The sequence below is a fragment of the Pseudomonas imrae genome (genome assembly GCF_046352735.2).
GTDB lineage: Bacteria > Pseudomonadota > Gammaproteobacteria > Pseudomonadales > Pseudomonadaceae > Aquipseudomonas > Aquipseudomonas imrae.
On sequence record NZ_CP110853.2, the window covers coordinates 2,996,376 to 3,013,581 of the forward strand.

The following is a 17,206-nucleotide window of genomic DNA, read 5'->3' on the forward strand; positions in this document are numbered from 1 at the left end:
ACGTTGTCAGCGAATAAGGATGTAGAGGCAACAGCGCGTACGCTCACGATCAGGTCGGCTGTCAGGCCGCCTCGCTCTGTTTTTGATTTTGACTTTGATCTTAGGCGCCCCGTTAAACCACGCTGGCCGCAGGCTGATATTGATTTGGGGGGTAAACCGGCAGGACGCCGGTTTAGCCGCGCTGGGCCATGGATGGCCCATCGCGGCGGCCCCCCGAATCAATGTCGGACTGCGGGCATGCCGAGCCTGAGCGAGGCACCGAGTGGTGGGGCATGTACGGAACAACCACATGGGTTACAAAAAAGTGCATTCACATAGGTGACACTTTGATTGAAACATAGCCGTTTTTTGCGTCCCGGGCATTGACGTGACCGAGGATCACCGGACCGAAGATAACATTCCATACCCCGTCTTTGATCATCTCCATTCCAATGGTTTGATGCCTGAGCAGGTTCCCCACATATATCCGCAGACCATCTCGATTAATGATTCCGCTACCATCGGCCAGGTAACACTCAACATGGCTCGCATACCCCATTTCCGGTAGTTTCTCCGGGTAAGCTCGGGTTGATGGGGTATAGCAGGACGCCGGGGTTTTCTGGCCGAGTGCCTCGTGTCCCCGTTCGTGATTGTAGTGCTGCATAAATCGATCAAAGTGTTTTTGCTGAGCCTCCCAGGCAATGGCCGGCGGTTTGGGAAACGTACTCTTCAATGTCCGGTGCATACGCTCATGACGTCCATTTTGATCTGGTCGACCGGGCTCAATTCGCTCAGGAATAATCCCAAGGCGTAGCCACCAGATCGATAACTGCGACAACCCCGCACGCCCCGTGCTCGCAAACGGCACGCCATTATCGGTTCGGATGCGCTCAGGCATCCCATACTCCCGAAAGACGCGCTCGAAGGTTTGCTGGGTCTCCTTGAGATTGGTGTTAGCCATGCTCTCGCAGGCAAGCAAGAAGCGACTGGCATGGTCCATGATCGTCAGCGGATAACACCAGACACCCGCTCCGGTGAGAAATTGGCCTTTGTAATCTGCGCTGAAGAGTTGATTAGGCGATTCTGCCCTACGCAAAGGCTTGGGATAGACAGCGACACGCTGGCGCAACGGTCGAGACGTGATCAGGTCCGCTGCCTTAAGGATGTTGTAGATGGTCGTTTTAGAAGGCGGATCCTGTCCGGGAAAGCGTTTCATCAGATCGTTCTGAATCTTTTTAGGACCCGGAACCGTTTCGCCAGTAGAGCGAAACTCAATGATTGCCTGCCTCACAACCAGCGGCACCACATAGGTCTGGTTGTGCCGGCGCCGACTACGCTCATCGAGCCCACTGGGCCCCTCTAGCTGATAGCGTTCGACCCACTTATAGCCAGTCTTTCGGCTGATCTGATAGTCCTGACACAGCTGGCTAAAGCTGTGCTCTTCAGACAGATACGCCGCGATGAACATCACTTTGAGGTCCATAGGTTTCAGCTCTTTCCAGGGCATGGTCAGATCCTCGCGAAATCGACCATGCCAGTTAATAACTGTTACCTATGTGCTTGAACTGATTTGTAACCCATGTGGGTGAGTCATACCGGCAAGAGCCTTTTGCTTACTTTTGGGCTCTATCCAAAAGTGAGTCGCCGTAAGGGCGAAACCAATAGCCGCCATAACCGCAGCAACGGATATGTACCCCAACCCAACCCCAACAAAAAAAACCGCTCCCCCAAAAAGGCCGCCTAGTCCACAACCGGCTCCCGCGAGCGCAGCAACATGCCCTGCGCCGGCACCCCGGCGTGCCACTTCACCACGCCCAAGGCTTCGACCTGGTACTGGCTGCCAAAACGCTGACCGTCCAGATCAATGTCCAGTTGCAGCAGGAAATGGTCACCGTTGAGCTGCAAGCCTTCGCTCAAGCGTTCGAACATTGCGTCATCCAGCGCACCCAGGGCTTGGCGCAAGTCGTTGGCATCGCGATAACCACCGACAGGTCGTGCGCTGACCAAACGTGTCAGCAGCGAACGTGACATCTCCCCTTCATACAGCGCGTCCAGCAACGGCAGCATATCCAGGCTCAGTGCGTTGGCATTAAGGCGCCAGCCCGAGGTCTCGGCCAGGCTGCATAACTGCCGATAACGCAACGATCGCACAGCATCCGGGACCGACAGCAGGTTCAGTTCGCTGATATCGCGCATCGGTTGGTTAGCCGCCAGACGCGGCGGCGACTGGCGCAGGTACTCGTTGCTTTCAGCACCTTGCAGGCGCGTTTGCTGGTCGGCGTCGAGCCAATCGGCCAGGGTCTGGGCCAAGCGCTCGGCGGCCATGTCCGAGCCAAGCAAATGCACCAACTGGCGTTGCGCACGTTCGGCTTCAGGGCCGATCAGCGCGTTGACGTTGAAGCAGGTGTGCAGGTCGCGAATGCGGATACTGGCCTTGCCGCCCTTGAAGTCGTAACTCAACGGTTGCCCGCGCATGGCCTGCCAGAACAGCGGGCTGGCGCGCCACAGTGGATCGCTCAGCGCCTGATCGGCAAAGGCCAGCGCAGCCCGCTCGATCGCCCGCGCCTGCACGCGTTGCTGCACCAGGCGCACACTGTCGACCTGCTGGCGGCCCTGCTCGACCATCCAGGCCATGCCGCCTGCCAGCATCGCCAGGGCCATCAGCACCATCAACAGCGCCGCCCCCTGTTGTCGCTTTCTGTACATTGGCGCACCGCCACCGTTGAAGAACCAGACGACAGTCAACACAGTGGATGTTTCAGCTGCGTGGCAACTCACAAAAATCATGCGAAATCGTCACCGCAGCGTCATAAAGCCCCGGCAAACTGCGCCTTCATATTTCAAATCAATGGCTTGGAGTGTCGGTATGGGTGGTATAGGGATTTGGCAACTGGTCATCGTGCTGCTGATCGTGGTCATGCTGTTCGGCACTCGACGCCTCAAGGGGCTGGGCTCCGATGTGGGTGAAGCAATCAAGGGGTTTCGCTCTTCAATGGGCAATGAACCCAACACCCAGCCAGACCCGGCGAAATCCAGCCTTGAGATGGACGCTGCACACAACCGATCCGCAGAAAGCAAACTCTGATGTTCGATATCGGCTTCAGCGAACTGCTGCTGGTCGGCCTCGTGGCGCTGCTGGTGCTGGGGCCCGAGCGCCTGCCAATTGCCGCGCGCAATGCCGGCCTGTGGTTGGGTCGGGCCAAGCGCGCAATGAATATGCTCAAGGCCCAGGTAACCCAGGAACTGGACACTGAGTATCTGTCAAAGGGCCTTGAGCATCCGCCATTGCGCCAACTGGAACAGCAACTGCGTGATGGCATCCGCCTCGACACGCCAGTTTCCCAGCCCGAAAACAGCGCTCCCTCTGGACATCCCACGCCATGAACGACCTGCCCTCGCCTGCCCGCCCGCTTGACGTGACCGGCCACTTGACCCGACTGCGCTCGCGCCTGGTGCGTTGCGTGCTTGCCATTATCCTGGTGTTTTGCGCGCTGTTTCCGTTCGCCCAGCGTCTGTACAGTTTTGTCTCCCAACCGCTGCGCGAGTTCTTGCCCGCCGGTGCGAGCATGATCGCCACCGGAGTGACCTCACCCTTTCTGGCGCCGCTCAAGCTGACCATGATGCTTGCCTTGTTCATCAGCATGCCGCTGTTGCTGCATCAGGTCTGGGGCATGATCGCACCGGCGGTATATCGCCAGGAACGGCGAATTGCCGCATGGTTGCTGGCAGTCAGCGTGCTGCTGTTCTACGGCGGCATGGCGTTTGCGTTTTTCCTGGTGTTCCCGATGATGTTCGGCTTCTTCACCAGCGTGACACCGGACGGTGTGACGATGATGACTGATATCGCGCTGTACCTGGACTTCATCCTCGCACTGTTGCTGGCGTTCGGCCTGGCCTTTGAAATTCCGGTGGCCACCTTCCTGGTGATCTGGGCCGGCGTCACCGATGTGCAGACCCTGCAAAAAAGCCGGCCATACGTCATCGTCGGCTGCTTTGTGGTCGGCATGCTGTTGACCCCGCCGGATGTGTTTTCGCAAACCATGCTGGCGGTGCCGATGTGGATTTTGTTTGAGCTGGGCCTGCTGGCAAGTAGGTGGGTGAGTAAGCCACGTACGCAGGAGGCTGTGCCGCAAGCGACGGTTTGAGCGCAGCGCTGCCTGTGCCTGTGAGCCTGTTCCAATAGACATAGGTATCTACGCAACTTAGAGGGCGGTTTTTTTGGGGGGGGGTAGTGGGGGCATATCCGGTGCTGCGGTAACGGCGGCTATTGGTTTCGCTTTTACAGCGAGTCACTTTCGAAAAGCGCGAAAGTAACCAAAGCGCTCTTGCCCCACCACTCGGCACCTCGCTCAGGCTCGGTGTGCCCGCAGTCCGACATTGATTCGGGGGGCCGCCGCGATGGGCCATCCATGGCCCAGCGCGGCTAAACCGGCGTCCTGCCGGTTTACCCCCCAAATCAATATCAGCCTGCGGCCAGCGTGGTTTAACGGGGCGCCTAAGATCAAAGTCAAAATCAAAAACAGAGCGAGGCGGCCTGACAGCCGACCTGATCGTGAGCGTACGCGCTGTTGCCTCTACATCCTTATTCGCTGACAACGTCAGCGGTCTGTTGATCTGCTCTGGCTTTTGATTGTGATCTTGATCTTGATCTTGATCTGAGGCGCCCCGTTAAACCACGCTGGCCGCAGGCAGGTATTGCGCAGTGGGCACCCCGGCAGGATGCCGGGGTAGCTGCCCTCGGCCATGGATGGCCGATGGCAGCGGGCCCACGGAGCAATGCCTGACTGCGGGCACACCGAGCCTGAGCGAGGTGCCGAGTGGTGGGGCAAGAGCCCTTTGGTTACTTTGGGGCTTTTCCAAAGTGACCCGCCGTAAGGGCGGAACCAATATCAGCCACAACCGCAGCAACGGATATGTACACCCAACCCCACGCGACTGTCTGTGAAGTGAAATCACTGTGGGGCTGTCGAACATTACCCCGAGACGGTCTGATGCAACTCACTCCCACATTTCAGGCCCTGTGTAGATGCAAGCCCTTGCTTCAAATAGAGCGCTGGTTGACCCGGCTGGACAGCGCCTCGGCTGACTCCTTGCGCTCGGAGTACCGATCGACCAGATAATCCTGCCGATCTCGCAGCAGCAATGTGAACTTCATCAACTCCTCCATTACATCAACCAATCGGTCGTAATAGGACGACGGTTTCATCCGGCCCCCATCGTCAAACTCCAGGAATGCCTTCGGTACCGATGATTGGTTGGGGATGGTGAACATGCGCATCCAGCGCCCAAGTACGCGAAGCTGGTTCACCACGTTGAAAGATTGCGAACCGCCACACACCTGCAGTACCGCCAGCGTCTTGCCCTGGGTAGGACGCACAGCGCCCAGCGCCAACGGCACCCAGTCGATTTGCGCCTTGAACACCGCGCTCATCGAGCCATGCCGCTCTGGCGAGCACCAGACCTGGCCCTCGGACCACTGCATCAGCTCGCGCAGCTCACGGACCTTCTCGTGGGAATCGGTCGCATCATCGGGCAACGGCAAACCGGACGGATTGAAAATACGCGTTTCGGCGCCGAACTGCTCCAGCAAACGCGCCGCCTCCTGCACCATCAAACGGCTGAACGAACGTTCACGGGTGGAGCCGTAGAGCAGCAGAATCCGCGGTTTGTGAAGCAACGTGCCCTTAGGTTCAAGCTGCTCCAGCGAGGGGGCATCCAGCAGCTCTGGCTGGATATTTGGCAAGATTTGGTTCATTCCAGTGTCCTTGTGCCCTGGGGTTAAAGAGTGCCGATATGGACGAGTGCCGCCTTGAGTTCATCCACACTCATTTTCCCGACAGGCAAGGACGTAAAAGCGCGAATCCGCTGATCGATCTTGGCCAGCGTCGCCTGGAAGGCCGCGTTGATCTCTTCCTCGCTGCCGCTCACCTCGGATGGGTCGGCCAGGCCCCAGTGGGCCTTGAGAGCGGGGCCGAAAAATATTGGGCAGGCCTCCCCTGCCGCGCGATCGCAGACCGTGATGACGATATCCGGTGGCGAGCCTTCAAACGCATCCGAAGCCTTGCTCGCCAACCCTTCGATGCCAATGCCGGCCGCTTGCAGGGTGTTCAACGCTTTGGGATTGACCTTGCCACTGGGAAAACTCCCCGAGCTCACCGCTTCCATGCCCGCGGGCGCCAAGTGATTGAAGACCGCTTCCGACAAAATGCTGCGGCAGCTGTTGTGGGTGCACATGAACAAGACTTTCATCAAATATCTCCGGTTCAGAAACTCAGGCGGATGGCCAAGGCTGCAAGGGTGACAAGTAGCACGGGCAACGTCAGGACAATGCCGGTGCGAAAGTAGTAGCCCCAGGTAATGACGATGTTTTTACGCGCCAGCACATGCAGCCACAACAAGGTGGCCAGGCTGCCGATCGGGGTGATTTTCGGGCCGAGGTCACAGCCGATGATGTTGGCGTAGATCATCGCTTGCTGAATGACACCACTGACCTCGGCAGAATGGATAGAGAGCGCACCCACCAGGACGGTGGGCATGTTGTTCATCACCGAGGACAGGCCGGCAGCGAGCAAGCCCGTGCCCAGGGACGCACCCCAGACACCGTAGCCTGCAAACACATTCAGCAGTTGCGCCAGGTAATCTGTCAGGCCGGCGTTGCGCAAACCGTAGACCACTAGGTACATGCCAAGCGAGAACACCACCACCTGCCACGGGGCTTCCTTGAGAACCTTGCGTGTCGAGATGACATGCCCACGCGCCGCGATCAGGTAGAGAATCAACGCGCAGACGCCAGCGATGACACTGACCGGCACGCCCATGGGCTCGATCACGAAAAAGCCCAACAACAACAGACCCAGCACCCACCAGCCAGCAATAAACGTGGCCCTGTCGCGAATCGCCTCAACAGGCGCCTTGAGTTGATCAATGTCGTAAGTACGTGGAAGGTCTTTGCGGAAAAACCACAACAACATGGCCAGGGTCGCCGCCACGCTGACCAGGTTCACCGGGACCATGATCGAGGCGTACTCGCTGAAGCCGATGTCGAAGTAGTCGGCAGAGACGATGTTGACCAGGTTGGAAACCACCAGCGGCAAGCTTGCCGTGTCCGCGATAAACCCCGCCCCCATCACGAAGGCCAGTGTCGCGGCAGGGGAAAAGCGCAGTGCCAGCAGCATCGCGATAACGATCGGGGTCAGAATCAAGGCCGCGCCGTCATTGGCAAACAGCGCAGATACAGCGGCCCCGAGCAGAATGATGAAGGCGAACAACTTGCGACTGCTACCGGCACCCCATCGCGCCACATGCAATGCCGCCCACTCAAAAAAGCCCGCTTCATCCAACAGCAAACTGATGATGATGACCGCGATGAACGTGGCAGTGGCGTTCCATACGATATGCCAGACCACCGGGATATCGGACAAGCTGACTACCCCTGCGAGGAGCGCCGCCAGGGCCCCAAGCGCCGCGCTCCAGCCGACACCCAAACCTTTGGGTTGCCAGATAACCAGCACAATGGTGACGAGAAAAATCAGAACCGCGATCAACATAAAACACAATCCAGTCAGTTAAAGGCAGGGATCAAACACAAGCGACCGGGCTTTGGGGCCGGCCGCACATATCGGCAAGACGCGCGGCATTGGTGTTCAACCAATCCTGATTGGCGTCGACGATGTTTTTGAGCATCAACGCCACCCATTCGGGCAGCTCGGGGTGCAGTCGGTAGTAGATCCACTGCCCTTGGCGGCGGTCCATCAGAAGCCCGCAAGCACGAAGCTGGGCAAGATGACGGGAAATTTTCGGCTGGCTTTGGTCGAGTGCGCAGGTCAGTTCGCAGACACACAGCTCCCCTTCTCTGGCGATCAGCAACGTCATGCGGGCACGGGTTTCGTCAGCCAGACACTTGAAGACGGTCGGTGGCGTCAGGGTTTCCAGCATGGGACCTCCGAATGGCTGTGCTCACGACGATAGCGGCACTAATATATGGAAAACCGAATATACGTAAAATCGTATATACGGTAAAGCACATATTTTCACTATCGTAGGCACGTCCATCCGCCGGCTGAGACTCGTTCAGCCACAAGGCCAGCGATGTCGCTCAGATTTCAGGAGGAAAAAACTTCCGGGCGTTGCCGCGAGACGTGCTTGTACCGGAGGGGCTGCTGCCTGGCCAGTTGCGCCTGGACCTCGGCCACCGCATCCAAGACCTTTTGCGCCCAGTGCTGGTCCTGCGGGTCGACGACCACCACGCGAAACCCGTGATCGATACCTTCGATCTGCACACCTTCGGAATCATCGACATGCAAGTCGATATCGAACGCGGGCGGGAATTTCGACGGCGCGTTCGACAGCCCATGCACCGTCAGGGCCTGGTTATGCCGCACGCTGTTGACCACACCGTCGACGTGAATGCCATACAGCAACAGCCAACGCCTGATGTAGGACGGCGTGCGGCCAGACGAGGTGTAGACCCAGACGCTGCAGCCCTGGCGACGCAGCTCTCGAGTCAAGGCGCGGGTTCCCACACGCAAGGGTTCACCCAGCCAGCGATGAATACATGCCGGCAGCCGGCTTCGCTCCACGGCGCAGTGGTGCAGTTGACAGGCCAGCGTGTCGTCGATGTCGAACGAAATCCGTATGCGCGGGCGCTGGAATACCTGCTTGAGGCTTTCGAGCACTGGATACCTTCCCATCAGTGGCCCCCCTGCAAGGCGGGAAATGGTGTGTCGCACAGGAAAAACTCCATCGGGTCAGAGGCCTTATCTTCCAGGAATGCTGCATATTTTTTCTTGATCTTGGGCAATTCGTACAACGCCTTGACTCCATGTTTGGCGGAGTTGCGGATGACCGACGAAGGGTTGAAATAACCCTCGGCGTTCTCCAGCGTCAGCACGAACGGCGCCAGGCCTGCGCGCATCAGCAGATAGCTGACGATGAGCGAGCCACTGCGGTGATTGCCCTCGATGAACAACTGCGGTTTGCTGAGGATACGCACATACACACCGGCTGCACGCTTCCATACCGACTCACCGCGGTGCTTACAGTACCAGTTGTACAAATCCTTGATGCCACCTTCCACGTCATTGAAAAAATGCTCCTCGGTGGCCGCCAGGTGCTGGGCGTATTCCAGCCGGCGCACCGGGTCTTTGCCGCAGAGTACGGTAGCGTTGATCTCCAGCATCAGGTTCAGTTGCTGCAGGTCAAACAAGTCCACACCACGCGCGACATAGTCGTCAATCAGGGCATAGCCTTCCAGCACGTTGTGCAGCACTTCATCCGTCAAGGGATCGCGCGGCTCGGTAAAATGACGGCTGAGCTCGACAAAACGGCTCTGTACCTCACGCAGGGCACGTTCAATTGCGAGCAGATCAAGGCGATGCGTTGCAGACATAGGCAATTCCGGGAAACGGTAGATGAGTCGGTCAGCTGAACTTGCCGCTGATGTAATCTCCGGTCATTTGCTCGCGCGGACTGCCGAAAATCTGGGTCGTGGGGCCCATCTCGACCAGATAGCCAGTGCGTGTGCCCTGTGAAATATCCACCGAGAAAAACGCTGTCGTATCAGCGACACGGATTGCCTGCTGCATATTGTGAGTGACCAGAGCGATGGTGTAGTCCTTCTTCAACTCGACCATCAACTCTTCGACCCGACGAGTGGCGATCGGATCGAGTGCCGAGCAAGGCTCATCGAGCAGCAGCACTTCCGGTTCGGTGGCGATGGCACGGGCGATACACAGCCGTTGCTGCTGGCCGCCGGACAACGACAGGCCGCTGACCTTGAGCTTGTCCTTGACTTCATCCCACAGCGCGGCGCCTTGCAAGGCATGCTTTACGCGGTCACCCAGGTCGCCCTTGTAGCGATTGAGGCGCAGGCCAAACGCGACGTTGTCGAAAATGCTCATCGAGAACGGATTCGGCTGTTGAAATACCATGCCGATATAGCGACGCACGACCACCGGATCAACACCTTTGCCATATACATCCTGGCCGAGGAAGTGTACGTGCCCTTCGAAACGAAAGCCCTTCACCAGATCGTTCATTCGATTCAGGCTGCGCAGTACGGTGCTTTTGCCACAACCGGAAGGACCGATGAACCCGGTGATCTTGTTCTTCTCGATCGGCACATGGCTGTCACGTACAGCCATGAAGTTGCCGTAGAAAATTTTGTCGAGCTTGCAGTCCATGACCACAGGCGCCTGGGTGACGAACGGAGAGGCTATTTGCGCAGTTGATACGTTCAAAATTCAGATGCTCCCGCTATCAATACTTAGGCTTGCCGAAAATACGGCTGACAATATTCACCACCAGCACAATCATCACCAATACCAGGGAGGCCGCCCATGCGAGCTCAAGCTGGTTGTCGAAGGGCATGCCGGAGAAGTTGTAGATCAGCACCGCAAGCGACGCCGTCGGATTCATCACCTCCAGGCTGCCCTCGTGGTAGATCCAGTAGTTGCTGAACAAGGCAGTAAACAACAACGGTGCGGTTTCGCCCGCGGCGCGCGCCACTGCCAGCATGACGCCGGTCAGGATCGCCGGCATGCCGGTAGGCAGGATGATTTTCCAGATCACCTGGGAACGGGTGCAGCCCATGCCGTAGGCGGCATCCTTCATGATCTTGGGCACCATCTTCATCGACTCTTCAGCCGTCAGCACGACAATCGGCAGCATCAGTACGGCCAGGGCCACCCCACCTGCCGGTGCCGAGTAGGTACCGGTGGTCATCACCACCAGGGCGTAGGCAAACACACCGGCCAGGATCGAAGGCAGCCCGGTGAGCATTTTGGCGGCAAAGCGTGCGGCATTGGCCAGCTTGCTGTCAGGCCCCAGTTCAGCCAGGAAGATCGCGGCCATGATGCCGACCGGAACGGCGATGGCCGCCGCGATGCCGACCATGACAAACGTGCCCGCCATCGCATTGCCGAAGCCACCACCAGTCTCGAAACCAGTCGGCGGTAGCTCGGTGAATACCTCAAGGCTCAGGCGAGCACCACCGCGGGTGATCAGCATGTACAGCACGGAAATCAGCGGAACGCTGGCCAGCAGCGCGCCAGCCCATACCAGAGTGGTCAATACCAGGCTGCGCAGGGCGCGACCTTCGAACTTGCGCTGCAGGCTGGGCAACGCAGTGGTAGGGGACGTGAGGTTATTCATGATTTGGTCCCCCGCTGGGCATAGACCATGATCATCGAGCCGATGATGTTCACCAGCAGCGTGATCAACATCAGCACCAGTGCGGCATACATCAGCACCTCGATCTCATTCGGTCCGGCTTCGGGGAAGTTCAGCGCCAACAAGGCCGCCAGGGTATTGGCCGGGGCAAACAGCGAAAGGGAGATGTTATTCGCGTTGCCGACCAGCATGGCCAAGGCCATGGTTTCACCCAGTGCCCGACCCAGGCCCAATACCAGTGAACCGAAGATGCCGGTGGCAGCGGATGGCACCATCACCTTGAGAATGGCCTCCCAGTGCGTGGTACCCATGCCATAGGCGGCTTGCTTGGTTTTCATCGGTACGCCAGTGAGGGCGTCCTGGGAAACTGCGGCGATGGTTGGCAGGATCATGATGGCCAATACCAGGGCTGCGGGAAGCAATCCGGGGCCGCTCAAGGACGTGCCGAAAAAAGGGATCCAGTCCAGTTCGGCATGCAACCACGTCGTCAGGGGCCGAATCGCCGGAATAACAACATAGATCCCCCACAGACCGTAAACGACGCTGGGGATCGCCGCCAGCAGTTCGACAATGGTGCGAAACACCGCTGCGAGCTGCGCGGGCAGGAAGTCCTGGGTCAGGAAAATCGCCATGCTGACGCCGAAAAAGCCTGCGATCAGCAAAGCGATCAAGGCACTGTAAAGCGTGCCCCAGATCGCCGGAAGAATGCCGTATTTGCCCTGATTGACGTCCCAGACTGTGCCAAAAACCACGTCCAGACCGTGCTTTTCCATGCCAGGAAGTGCCTTGCGCCCTACCTCGAATATAAGCGCGAATACCACCGCCAGAATCAACACCACGCCCACGCGTGCGAGCGCACGGAAGGTGCGATCAACCAGAAAATCCTTGGTTGAGGGCGGTTGGCAGGCGGAGTCCGGATTACCCGGTACGACAAAGGGTTTGTTCATTGGCTGATTCCGGAGCGTAGGAAAAAACTCCTCCGGCGAGGCTCAAAGCCCTCGCCGAAAGAGGCCTCGCGAGTCTTACTGGATGTTGGTGGAAGCTTTACGAACCTGATCGACGACCGACTGCGGCAGAGGGATGTAGCCCATCGAGTCGGCGATTTTCTGGCCCTCGGTCAAGCTGTACTCGACCATTTCACGCATGGCCTTGGCTTTGGCCGGGTCATCGTTTTGCTTGCGGAAGATCATCCAGGTGTAGGAAGTGATCGGATAGGACTTGGCGCCATCCGGATCAGGCAACCAGGACACCAGGCTTTCGGGCATTTTCACAGCGGCCAGGGCTTCGGCACCGCTTTCTGCGTTTGGCACAACGTAGTGACCGGCCTTGTTCTGCAACTGGGCGAAGTCAACCTTGGCCAACTTGGCGAAGCCGTACTCGATATAGCCGATGGCGCCCGGAGTCTGGCGTACGGTGGCGGTCACACCATCGTTCTTGGGCGACTTGATGAACTTGTCGCTGGCCGGCCAGTTGACCGTGTTGCCTTCACCCAGTGCTTCCTTGAACCCAGGGTTGATGGCCGATATGTGCTTGGTGAATACCGCTGTGGTGCCGCTGGAATCGGCGCGTACGACCACGGTGATCGGCATGTCCGGCAGCTTCAGTTCAGGGTTGGCCGCAACGATCTGCGGATCGTTCCAGTGCGTGATCTTGCCCAGGAAAATATTGGAGTAAACCTCGCGTGGCAGTTTCAGTCCTTTGGGACTGTCCGGCAGGTTGTACGCCAGCACGATTTCACCCGCTGTCATTGGCAGCAACTGCACGCCCTCGGCAACCTTGGCGATGTCTTCGTCTTTCATTGCCGAGTCACTGGCGGCGAAATCCACGGTTTTGTTGAGGAAGTCCTGGACACCTGCGCCGCTGCCCTTGGACTGGTAATCCACCGTGACACCGTCGGTTTTCTTACTGAAATCCTTGAACCAGGTGAGATAGATCGGGGCAGGAAAGCTGGCGCCAGAACCTGTCAGGCGGACGCTTTCTGCAGCAAAAGAGACTGAGGTGGCACACAGAGAAACCGTAACCGCGAGTGCTGCAGACTTGATCAAACTTTTCATCAAAGGAGTTCCTTGTGATAACGGGCTCGGGAACTCTGCATTAACCTTGTTACGGTTTTATGAATGTCACATGGCAAAAAGCCTCTAGCCTGATGTAATCCTCGCGCCTCGGCCTCCCACCGCCCGCTGATCTACAAGGAGCGCATTATCGGCGACTGGGAAATCAACGGCACCGAACCGCCCTATGTCTGGCAGATTGATGGGGGATCGAAGCCTGCGAATCACTCGCACGGATTCGGATGCCTGCCAGAATGCGGTGCGGCGTCTGGCAGGCAGATCTGAATGAGCGTGTGACTGGCGACAATCGTTGCATGGTCCCGCTCGTCATCCCGCCAATATCGTCCCCCTGGATAGTCGGCCTTCACCGCCTCTACCGCGCTGGAGGCACAAAGCAGCAGGTCTGTCGGGGCGTCTACAGGTGGCAAATGAGCAAGCCGGGATAACAGCAGGATATTGCCATGGACACAGTCCGGATCCACCAGTTCGGCCGCCACCAGGTCCTGGACATAGGCGTATCGTGGGTCTGCGGCGAGCCGCTGCCGGATGTTGTCCAGCGTCAGCCCACGCAGACTCGCCAGCGGTGGCGGATCGATCAGGCACAGCCGCGCCACCTTGCTGCGGCTGGCGCACAGTGTGGCCACATGGGCACCGAACGAGTAGCCCACCAACAGGTCATAGCGATCCAGATCAATGGTATTGGTGATTTTGCATGCCAATGTTTCAAGGCTCTCGTACGGCCACAGGTCGCTATAGTTGATCACCTTTGGCGTGGACTGCTTCTTGATCCCGCTGGCAAAAGCGCTGTAACAGATCGGGTGCCCCACAAAGTCCGGCAGGCAAAGGATCTTCATGGCTGCACCCCCAACTCCATGAAGCATTCGAGAAAGGCCTGGGCCTGGTCCTGGGGTAATCGGCTGTTGATCTGCAACTGGCAACCTCGGGGGCTGTTGATCAGGGTCAGATCAAGCAGGGTCTTGGGCTTCTCACACAAGTTGTTGACGACATGTTCGTGCAACCAGTCCAGATCTTCAGCATCCAGTTCCACGTAGTTGAACAGAAAAGTCGCGTTGAAACCGTACAGCCCCAGTGCGCCGAGGATTTCTTCATAACCGATGGCGGCATTGGCCAGGCGTTCGGTGACATAGCTCAGGGCAGCTTGCGGCCCACAGTCAGCGCCAAACAGCTGCCGAGACAATGGCAGCGGCACGGTATAGCTGCAAAACCCGGTCAAAGCCTGATCGTCAGCCAGGGAAAACAACAGATTGACCAGCGGTTGTGGCACACCGAGGATGCGCTCGCAACTGCCGGCCATTGCCCGCAACAGAGGGAACAACCGGCCGGGTGTCTGTAGCAGCCGGGGATCGAACGGCGCGAGTGCCTGGACCAGGCCATAGCCGGGCCCAGGCGTCAGCGAAGGGGCGTCGAGCAATGCCAGATAGTCTGGCGCTCGGAGCTCCCAGTCGTCACTGGCACATTCCACTGCCTGCTGGTATTGCTGCTGTTGCTCCAGGTTGGTGGCAACAAAACTGAAATCGATGGCGCTTCTGGCCAGGCGCCCGCCTGGACGTATTCAACCGCCGCCTTGAGCAATGTCACCTGGCCAATATGGTTACCCAGTATGTGGTGCAGCAACACTGCCAAGTGCCACTGCCCTGCGACGTTGACCTTGAACAATTGCAGCAGCGGTTGGTGGAACAACGACAGTGGAAGGTCGAGAAAATAATCGATACAGGCCTGCAAATCCGTGAAGCCGCAGGCCGGCCCCTCGCTGCCGGAAGCAGGCGTGTCGGGCTTGAGATCAAAGCAATAACCGCCCCCTTGCCCACGCACTACGCGGCAAACAGTGATTGGGTACACCTGCTGGATCGCCCGCATGACCTGCGCCAGATCCAGGCCATCAACCGGCACGGCGTCGGGCTGCAACAGGTAGATGACATTATTGGCGCATGGATCCTTGCCCAAAAGCTCGGCGTAAAGCATCGAAAGCTGGGTCTGATTCAAGGGGATCTGGCGCTGGTCATGACGCGTATCGAAATCTGCGGACCGCGCGCTCCCGTGCCTGGCGCGTACCACCGCATAGCGGCCATTTGGGGTATCGAGGGTCAACGCAGCGGTGGACTCACCCATGGTCTTCACCTTGCTCCAGAGCAATAAAGTAATAACGCTCGCGCCCGGCAATCACTACGCCGGCCAAGTCCGGATGGTTGGTCAGGCGCCTGGCAAGATCCCCAAGGGTCGGTAGTTGATGGAATTGCCCAAGGCTGATGAACTCGTAGCCGGCCAGCCGGTTGAGCAATGCCACCAGTTTGATCGCCCCCAGGGAGTTGGCCCCGCTGTCGAAGAAGCTACAGCCGGAACACAGGTTGCGGTCCAGTACGGTTTACTTAAGCGACTTCCCTGTCATGTTTAGCCTTCCTATTGGCGTTTCCACAGGCGCAGGGCCATCGGCAGGACACAACTGCCCGTCGGCTGCGTCGCCTAGAGGGCTCGCTCCATCTTGATGATTTCAAGGGAGACCGGGCTGTTGCCCCGGGTAAAAGTGCCTTCGCCGATCTTGCGAAAACCAAAGTGCTGGTAGAATTTTTCTGCGGTCAGCGTCGCCTCCAGGTAGGCCTTGGAATGACCTGCCTCACGGATCTTTTGCAGGGCCTGCTCCAGCAGCAGCCTGCCGATGCCCTGCCGCGCCCCACTGCCACGAATGAACAGCTTGCTGACTTCATGCCCGTCTACTTCGACGAACCCTTGGATCCCATCATTTTGCGCCAGCCACAGGTTGCCGCCCATGATCGCCTCCCGGTACGTCTGTGGGGAACGCCCGTCCAGCCACATGGCGATCTGCTCGGCGCTGTAGTCAGCCGTGCACAAACTCTCCACCGAGTTTCTGTGAGCCTGGAAGATGCTTTCTGCATCCTCCAGGGTCGCCGCGCGGATCTGCACATTCTTGCTCATCAGGTTAACTCCAGTTTCTTTTGCGTCGGGTTATAGCGACATTTGAAGTTGATGAAACTGCCCAACGCCACCAAAGCGCTGCCCACCATCATGGCCAGGCTCAAGGACGTTTCACCGAGCAGCACCGCCAGGTAGCTGGCGCCGATGGGATAGAGCACCCCAACATAACCGGCGTTCTCCGCGCCGACCCGGCGGATCAGGTCAATGAACAGCACGAATACCAGGGCTGAACACACCACCCCCAGATAGAGCAGCACGCCAATACTGGTGACCGATACCGGTACATCCAGCCCCTGCCCCCTGACCAACAGCGTCAACCCGTACAGCAAGCCAGCCCAGCCGGCAGCGACCTTGTTGATCTGCAACGCGCCCACATGCCAGGTCTTCTGCACCTGTTCGGAAATCACCGCACCACAGGCCACCGCCAGGAATGCCAGGAGTGCCAGGGCGACTCCTGGCCAGGAAAGTGGCCGCTCGCTGCCGTTCAACAGAAATACGCAAAGGCCGACGCCACTAACGATCGCCCCTGCCAGGCAGTCATTGAGCTCGGTAACCAACAGCATCCAGGAATAGCGATCCACGTAGAACTGGTGGCAAGCAATCAGCAATTGCCAGCCACCCTCGCCCGCCTGCACGCCAAAAGCGATTGGCACGTGTCGCTCCAGAGACAGGCTGTCGCCAACGCGAACACAGGATGGTGCGCCTGTGGTATCTGGAGGCGCAGCGAGTTGTCGATGTTCCAACCGGTGTGGATGAGTTTTTGCGCCTGGGACTTGATCACCTCAACCAGATCATCACGCTGGTAGCCAAGGTTGGCCGCACCGCTGCCGCCGGACATATCGAGGTAGCCGCGGTCTTGCTCATCGTAGAGAAAACAGCCTTTGCCACGCACAATGGAAGGCGTGTTGGGAGCGTTGCGCCTGACCGATATCGAAAGGGCTTCCGTGAGCATTCGCATCATCCTTGAGTGAGCCATGGATCTTATCCACACATACTCAGGGCGAGCGTAATGCAGCCGGATCAGCGATGTGATTGCGCTGTATTCCGGTGAATAC

At 58.4% G+C, this 17,206-nt stretch carries 21 protein-coding genes and 2 pseudogenes; 4 read left to right on the plus strand and 19 right to left on the minus strand.

The features are described from left to right. Nucleotides 1-310: 310 nt before the first annotated feature. Nucleotides 311-1,486, minus strand: a complete 1,176-nt coding sequence (locus OQ460_RS13255) for an integrase core domain-containing protein (RefSeq protein ID WP_410017906.1) — start codon at nucleotides 1,484-1,486, stop codon at nucleotides 311-313. 233 nt (nucleotides 1,487-1,719) lie between these two features. After that, nucleotides 1,720-2,685, minus strand: a complete 966-nt coding sequence (gene gspK / locus OQ460_RS13260; RefSeq protein ID WP_410017936.1) for a type II secretion system minor pseudopilin GspK — start codon at nucleotides 2,683-2,685, stop codon at nucleotides 1,720-1,722. Between the two features lie 160 nt (nucleotides 2,686-2,845). Between gspK and tatA the strand changes: the two genes are divergently transcribed. The 3 genes and pseudogenes from tatA (at nucleotide 2,846) to tatC (ending at nucleotide 4,124) form a co-directional block, all read left to right on the plus strand. Continuing rightward, a complete protein-coding gene (gene tatA / locus OQ460_RS13265) occupies nucleotides 2,846-3,064 on the plus strand; it encodes a twin-arginine translocase TatA/TatE family subunit (RefSeq protein WP_410017937.1) in 219 nt (72 codons plus the stop codon). Next, nucleotides 3,064-3,214: pseudogene (gene tatB, locus OQ460_RS13270) on the plus strand (Sec-independent protein translocase protein TatB); the annotation flags it as partial. The gene tatA and the pseudogene tatB, both read left to right, overlap by 1 nt. Before the next feature lie 145 nt (nucleotides 3,215-3,359). Then, nucleotides 3,360-4,124 (plus strand): twin-arginine translocase subunit TatC, encoded by a 765-nt coding sequence (gene tatC, locus OQ460_RS13275; protein WP_410017938.1) that lies wholly within the window; start codon nucleotides 3,360-3,362, stop codon nucleotides 4,122-4,124. 896 nt (nucleotides 4,125-5,020) lie between these two features. On the opposite strand, the gene arsH is transcribed toward tatC, so the two are convergent. The 10 genes from arsH to pstS all read right to left on the minus strand — a co-directional run bounded on the left by arsH (nucleotide 5,021) and on the right by pstS (nucleotide 13,202). Then, a complete protein-coding gene (arsH, locus tag OQ460_RS13280; protein ID WP_410017939.1) occupies nucleotides 5,021-5,734 on the minus strand; it encodes an arsenical resistance protein ArsH in 714 nt (237 codons plus the stop codon). A gap of 23 nt (nucleotides 5,735-5,757) precedes the next feature. Continuing rightward, entirely contained in the window at nucleotides 5,758-6,228 is a 471-nt protein-coding gene (locus OQ460_RS13285; protein ID WP_410017940.1) for an arsenate reductase ArsC, read from the minus strand. A gap of 14 nt (nucleotides 6,229-6,242) precedes the next feature. After that, nucleotides 6,243-7,526 (minus strand): arsenic transporter, encoded by a 1,284-nt coding sequence (locus OQ460_RS13290; RefSeq protein ID WP_410017941.1) that lies wholly within the window; start codon nucleotides 7,524-7,526, stop codon nucleotides 6,243-6,245. Nucleotides 7,527-7,557: 31 nt separating this feature from the next. Further along, complete coding sequence (locus OQ460_RS13295) at nucleotides 7,558-7,914, minus strand: metalloregulator ArsR/SmtB family transcription factor (RefSeq protein ID WP_410017942.1); 357 nt, start codon at nucleotides 7,912-7,914, stop codon at nucleotides 7,558-7,560. Between the two features lie 167 nt (nucleotides 7,915-8,081). Beyond that, on the minus strand, nucleotides 8,082-8,669 hold the full coding sequence (locus tag OQ460_RS13300) for a hypothetical protein (protein WP_410017943.1): 588 nt from the start codon (nucleotides 8,667-8,669) through the stop codon (nucleotides 8,082-8,084). Then, nucleotides 8,669-9,367, minus strand: a complete 699-nt coding sequence (locus OQ460_RS13305; RefSeq protein ID WP_410017944.1) for a hypothetical protein — start codon at nucleotides 9,365-9,367, stop codon at nucleotides 8,669-8,671. The genes OQ460_RS13300 and OQ460_RS13305 overlap by 1 nt, the downstream gene beginning before the upstream one ends. A 31-nt stretch (nucleotides 9,368-9,398) precedes the next feature. Continuing rightward, on the minus strand, nucleotides 9,399-10,160 hold the full coding sequence (pstB, locus tag OQ460_RS13310; RefSeq protein ID WP_241113578.1) for a phosphate ABC transporter ATP-binding protein PstB: 762 nt from the start codon (nucleotides 10,158-10,160) through the stop codon (nucleotides 9,399-9,401). Nucleotides 10,161-10,236: 76 nt separating this feature from the next. Next, entirely contained in the window at nucleotides 10,237-11,130 is an 894-nt protein-coding gene (gene pstA / locus OQ460_RS13315) for a phosphate ABC transporter permease PstA (RefSeq protein ID WP_410017945.1), read from the minus strand. Continuing rightward, the gene (pstC, locus tag OQ460_RS13320; protein ID WP_410017946.1) at nucleotides 11,127-12,095 is read right to left on the minus strand and encodes a phosphate ABC transporter permease subunit PstC; all 969 of its coding nucleotides are present in this window, start codon (nucleotides 12,093-12,095) and stop codon (nucleotides 11,127-11,129) included. Before pstC ends, pstA begins: the two co-directional genes overlap by 4 nt. Nucleotides 12,096-12,170: 75 nt before the next feature. Beyond that, nucleotides 12,171-13,202, minus strand: coding sequence for a phosphate ABC transporter substrate-binding protein PstS (gene pstS, locus OQ460_RS13325; protein WP_410017947.1), 1,032 nt, complete (start codon nucleotides 13,200-13,202; stop codon nucleotides 12,171-12,173). Between the two features lie 96 nt (nucleotides 13,203-13,298). Here pstS and OQ460_RS13330 point away from each other — a divergent pair. After that, nucleotides 13,299-13,484, plus strand: a pseudogene (locus tag OQ460_RS13330) (hypothetical protein); the annotation flags it as partial. Here the strand turns inward: OQ460_RS13330 and OQ460_RS13335 are convergent. From OQ460_RS13335 to OQ460_RS13365, 7 genes are all read right to left on the minus strand, one after another. Beyond that, the gene (locus OQ460_RS13335) at nucleotides 13,424-14,053 is read right to left on the minus strand and encodes a hypothetical protein (protein ID WP_410017948.1); all 630 of its coding nucleotides are present in this window, start codon (nucleotides 14,051-14,053) and stop codon (nucleotides 13,424-13,426) included. The pseudogene OQ460_RS13330 and the gene OQ460_RS13335 overlap by 61 nt on opposite strands. Further along, entirely contained in the window at nucleotides 14,050-14,631 is a 582-nt protein-coding gene (locus OQ460_RS13340) for a hypothetical protein (RefSeq protein WP_410017949.1), read from the minus strand. The genes OQ460_RS13335 and OQ460_RS13340 overlap by 4 nt, the downstream gene beginning before the upstream one ends. Further along, entirely contained in the window at nucleotides 14,610-15,329 is a 720-nt protein-coding gene (locus OQ460_RS13345; protein ID WP_410017950.1) for a hypothetical protein, read from the minus strand. Before OQ460_RS13345 ends, OQ460_RS13340 begins: the two co-directional genes overlap by 22 nt. Further along, nucleotides 15,322-15,576 carry an acyl carrier protein gene (locus tag OQ460_RS13350; protein ID WP_410022001.1) on the minus strand — a complete coding sequence of 85 codons (255 nt, stop codon included), beginning with the start codon at nucleotides 15,574-15,576 and terminating at the stop codon, nucleotides 15,322-15,324. Before OQ460_RS13350 ends, OQ460_RS13345 begins: the two co-directional genes overlap by 8 nt. Nucleotides 15,577-15,680: 104 nt before the next feature. Beyond that, entirely contained in the window at nucleotides 15,681-16,151 is a 471-nt protein-coding gene (locus OQ460_RS13355) for a GNAT family N-acetyltransferase (protein ID WP_410017951.1), read from the minus strand. Continuing rightward, entirely contained in the window at nucleotides 16,151-16,804 is a 654-nt protein-coding gene (locus OQ460_RS13360; protein ID WP_410017952.1) for an EamA family transporter, read from the minus strand. The genes OQ460_RS13355 and OQ460_RS13360 overlap by 1 nt, the downstream gene beginning before the upstream one ends. Beyond that, nucleotides 16,753-17,103, minus strand: a complete 351-nt coding sequence (locus tag OQ460_RS13365) for an aminotransferase class III-fold pyridoxal phosphate-dependent enzyme (RefSeq protein ID WP_410017953.1) — start codon at nucleotides 17,101-17,103, stop codon at nucleotides 16,753-16,755. Before OQ460_RS13365 ends, OQ460_RS13360 begins: the two co-directional genes overlap by 52 nt. Between the last annotated feature and the right edge of the window lie 103 nt (nucleotides 17,104-17,206).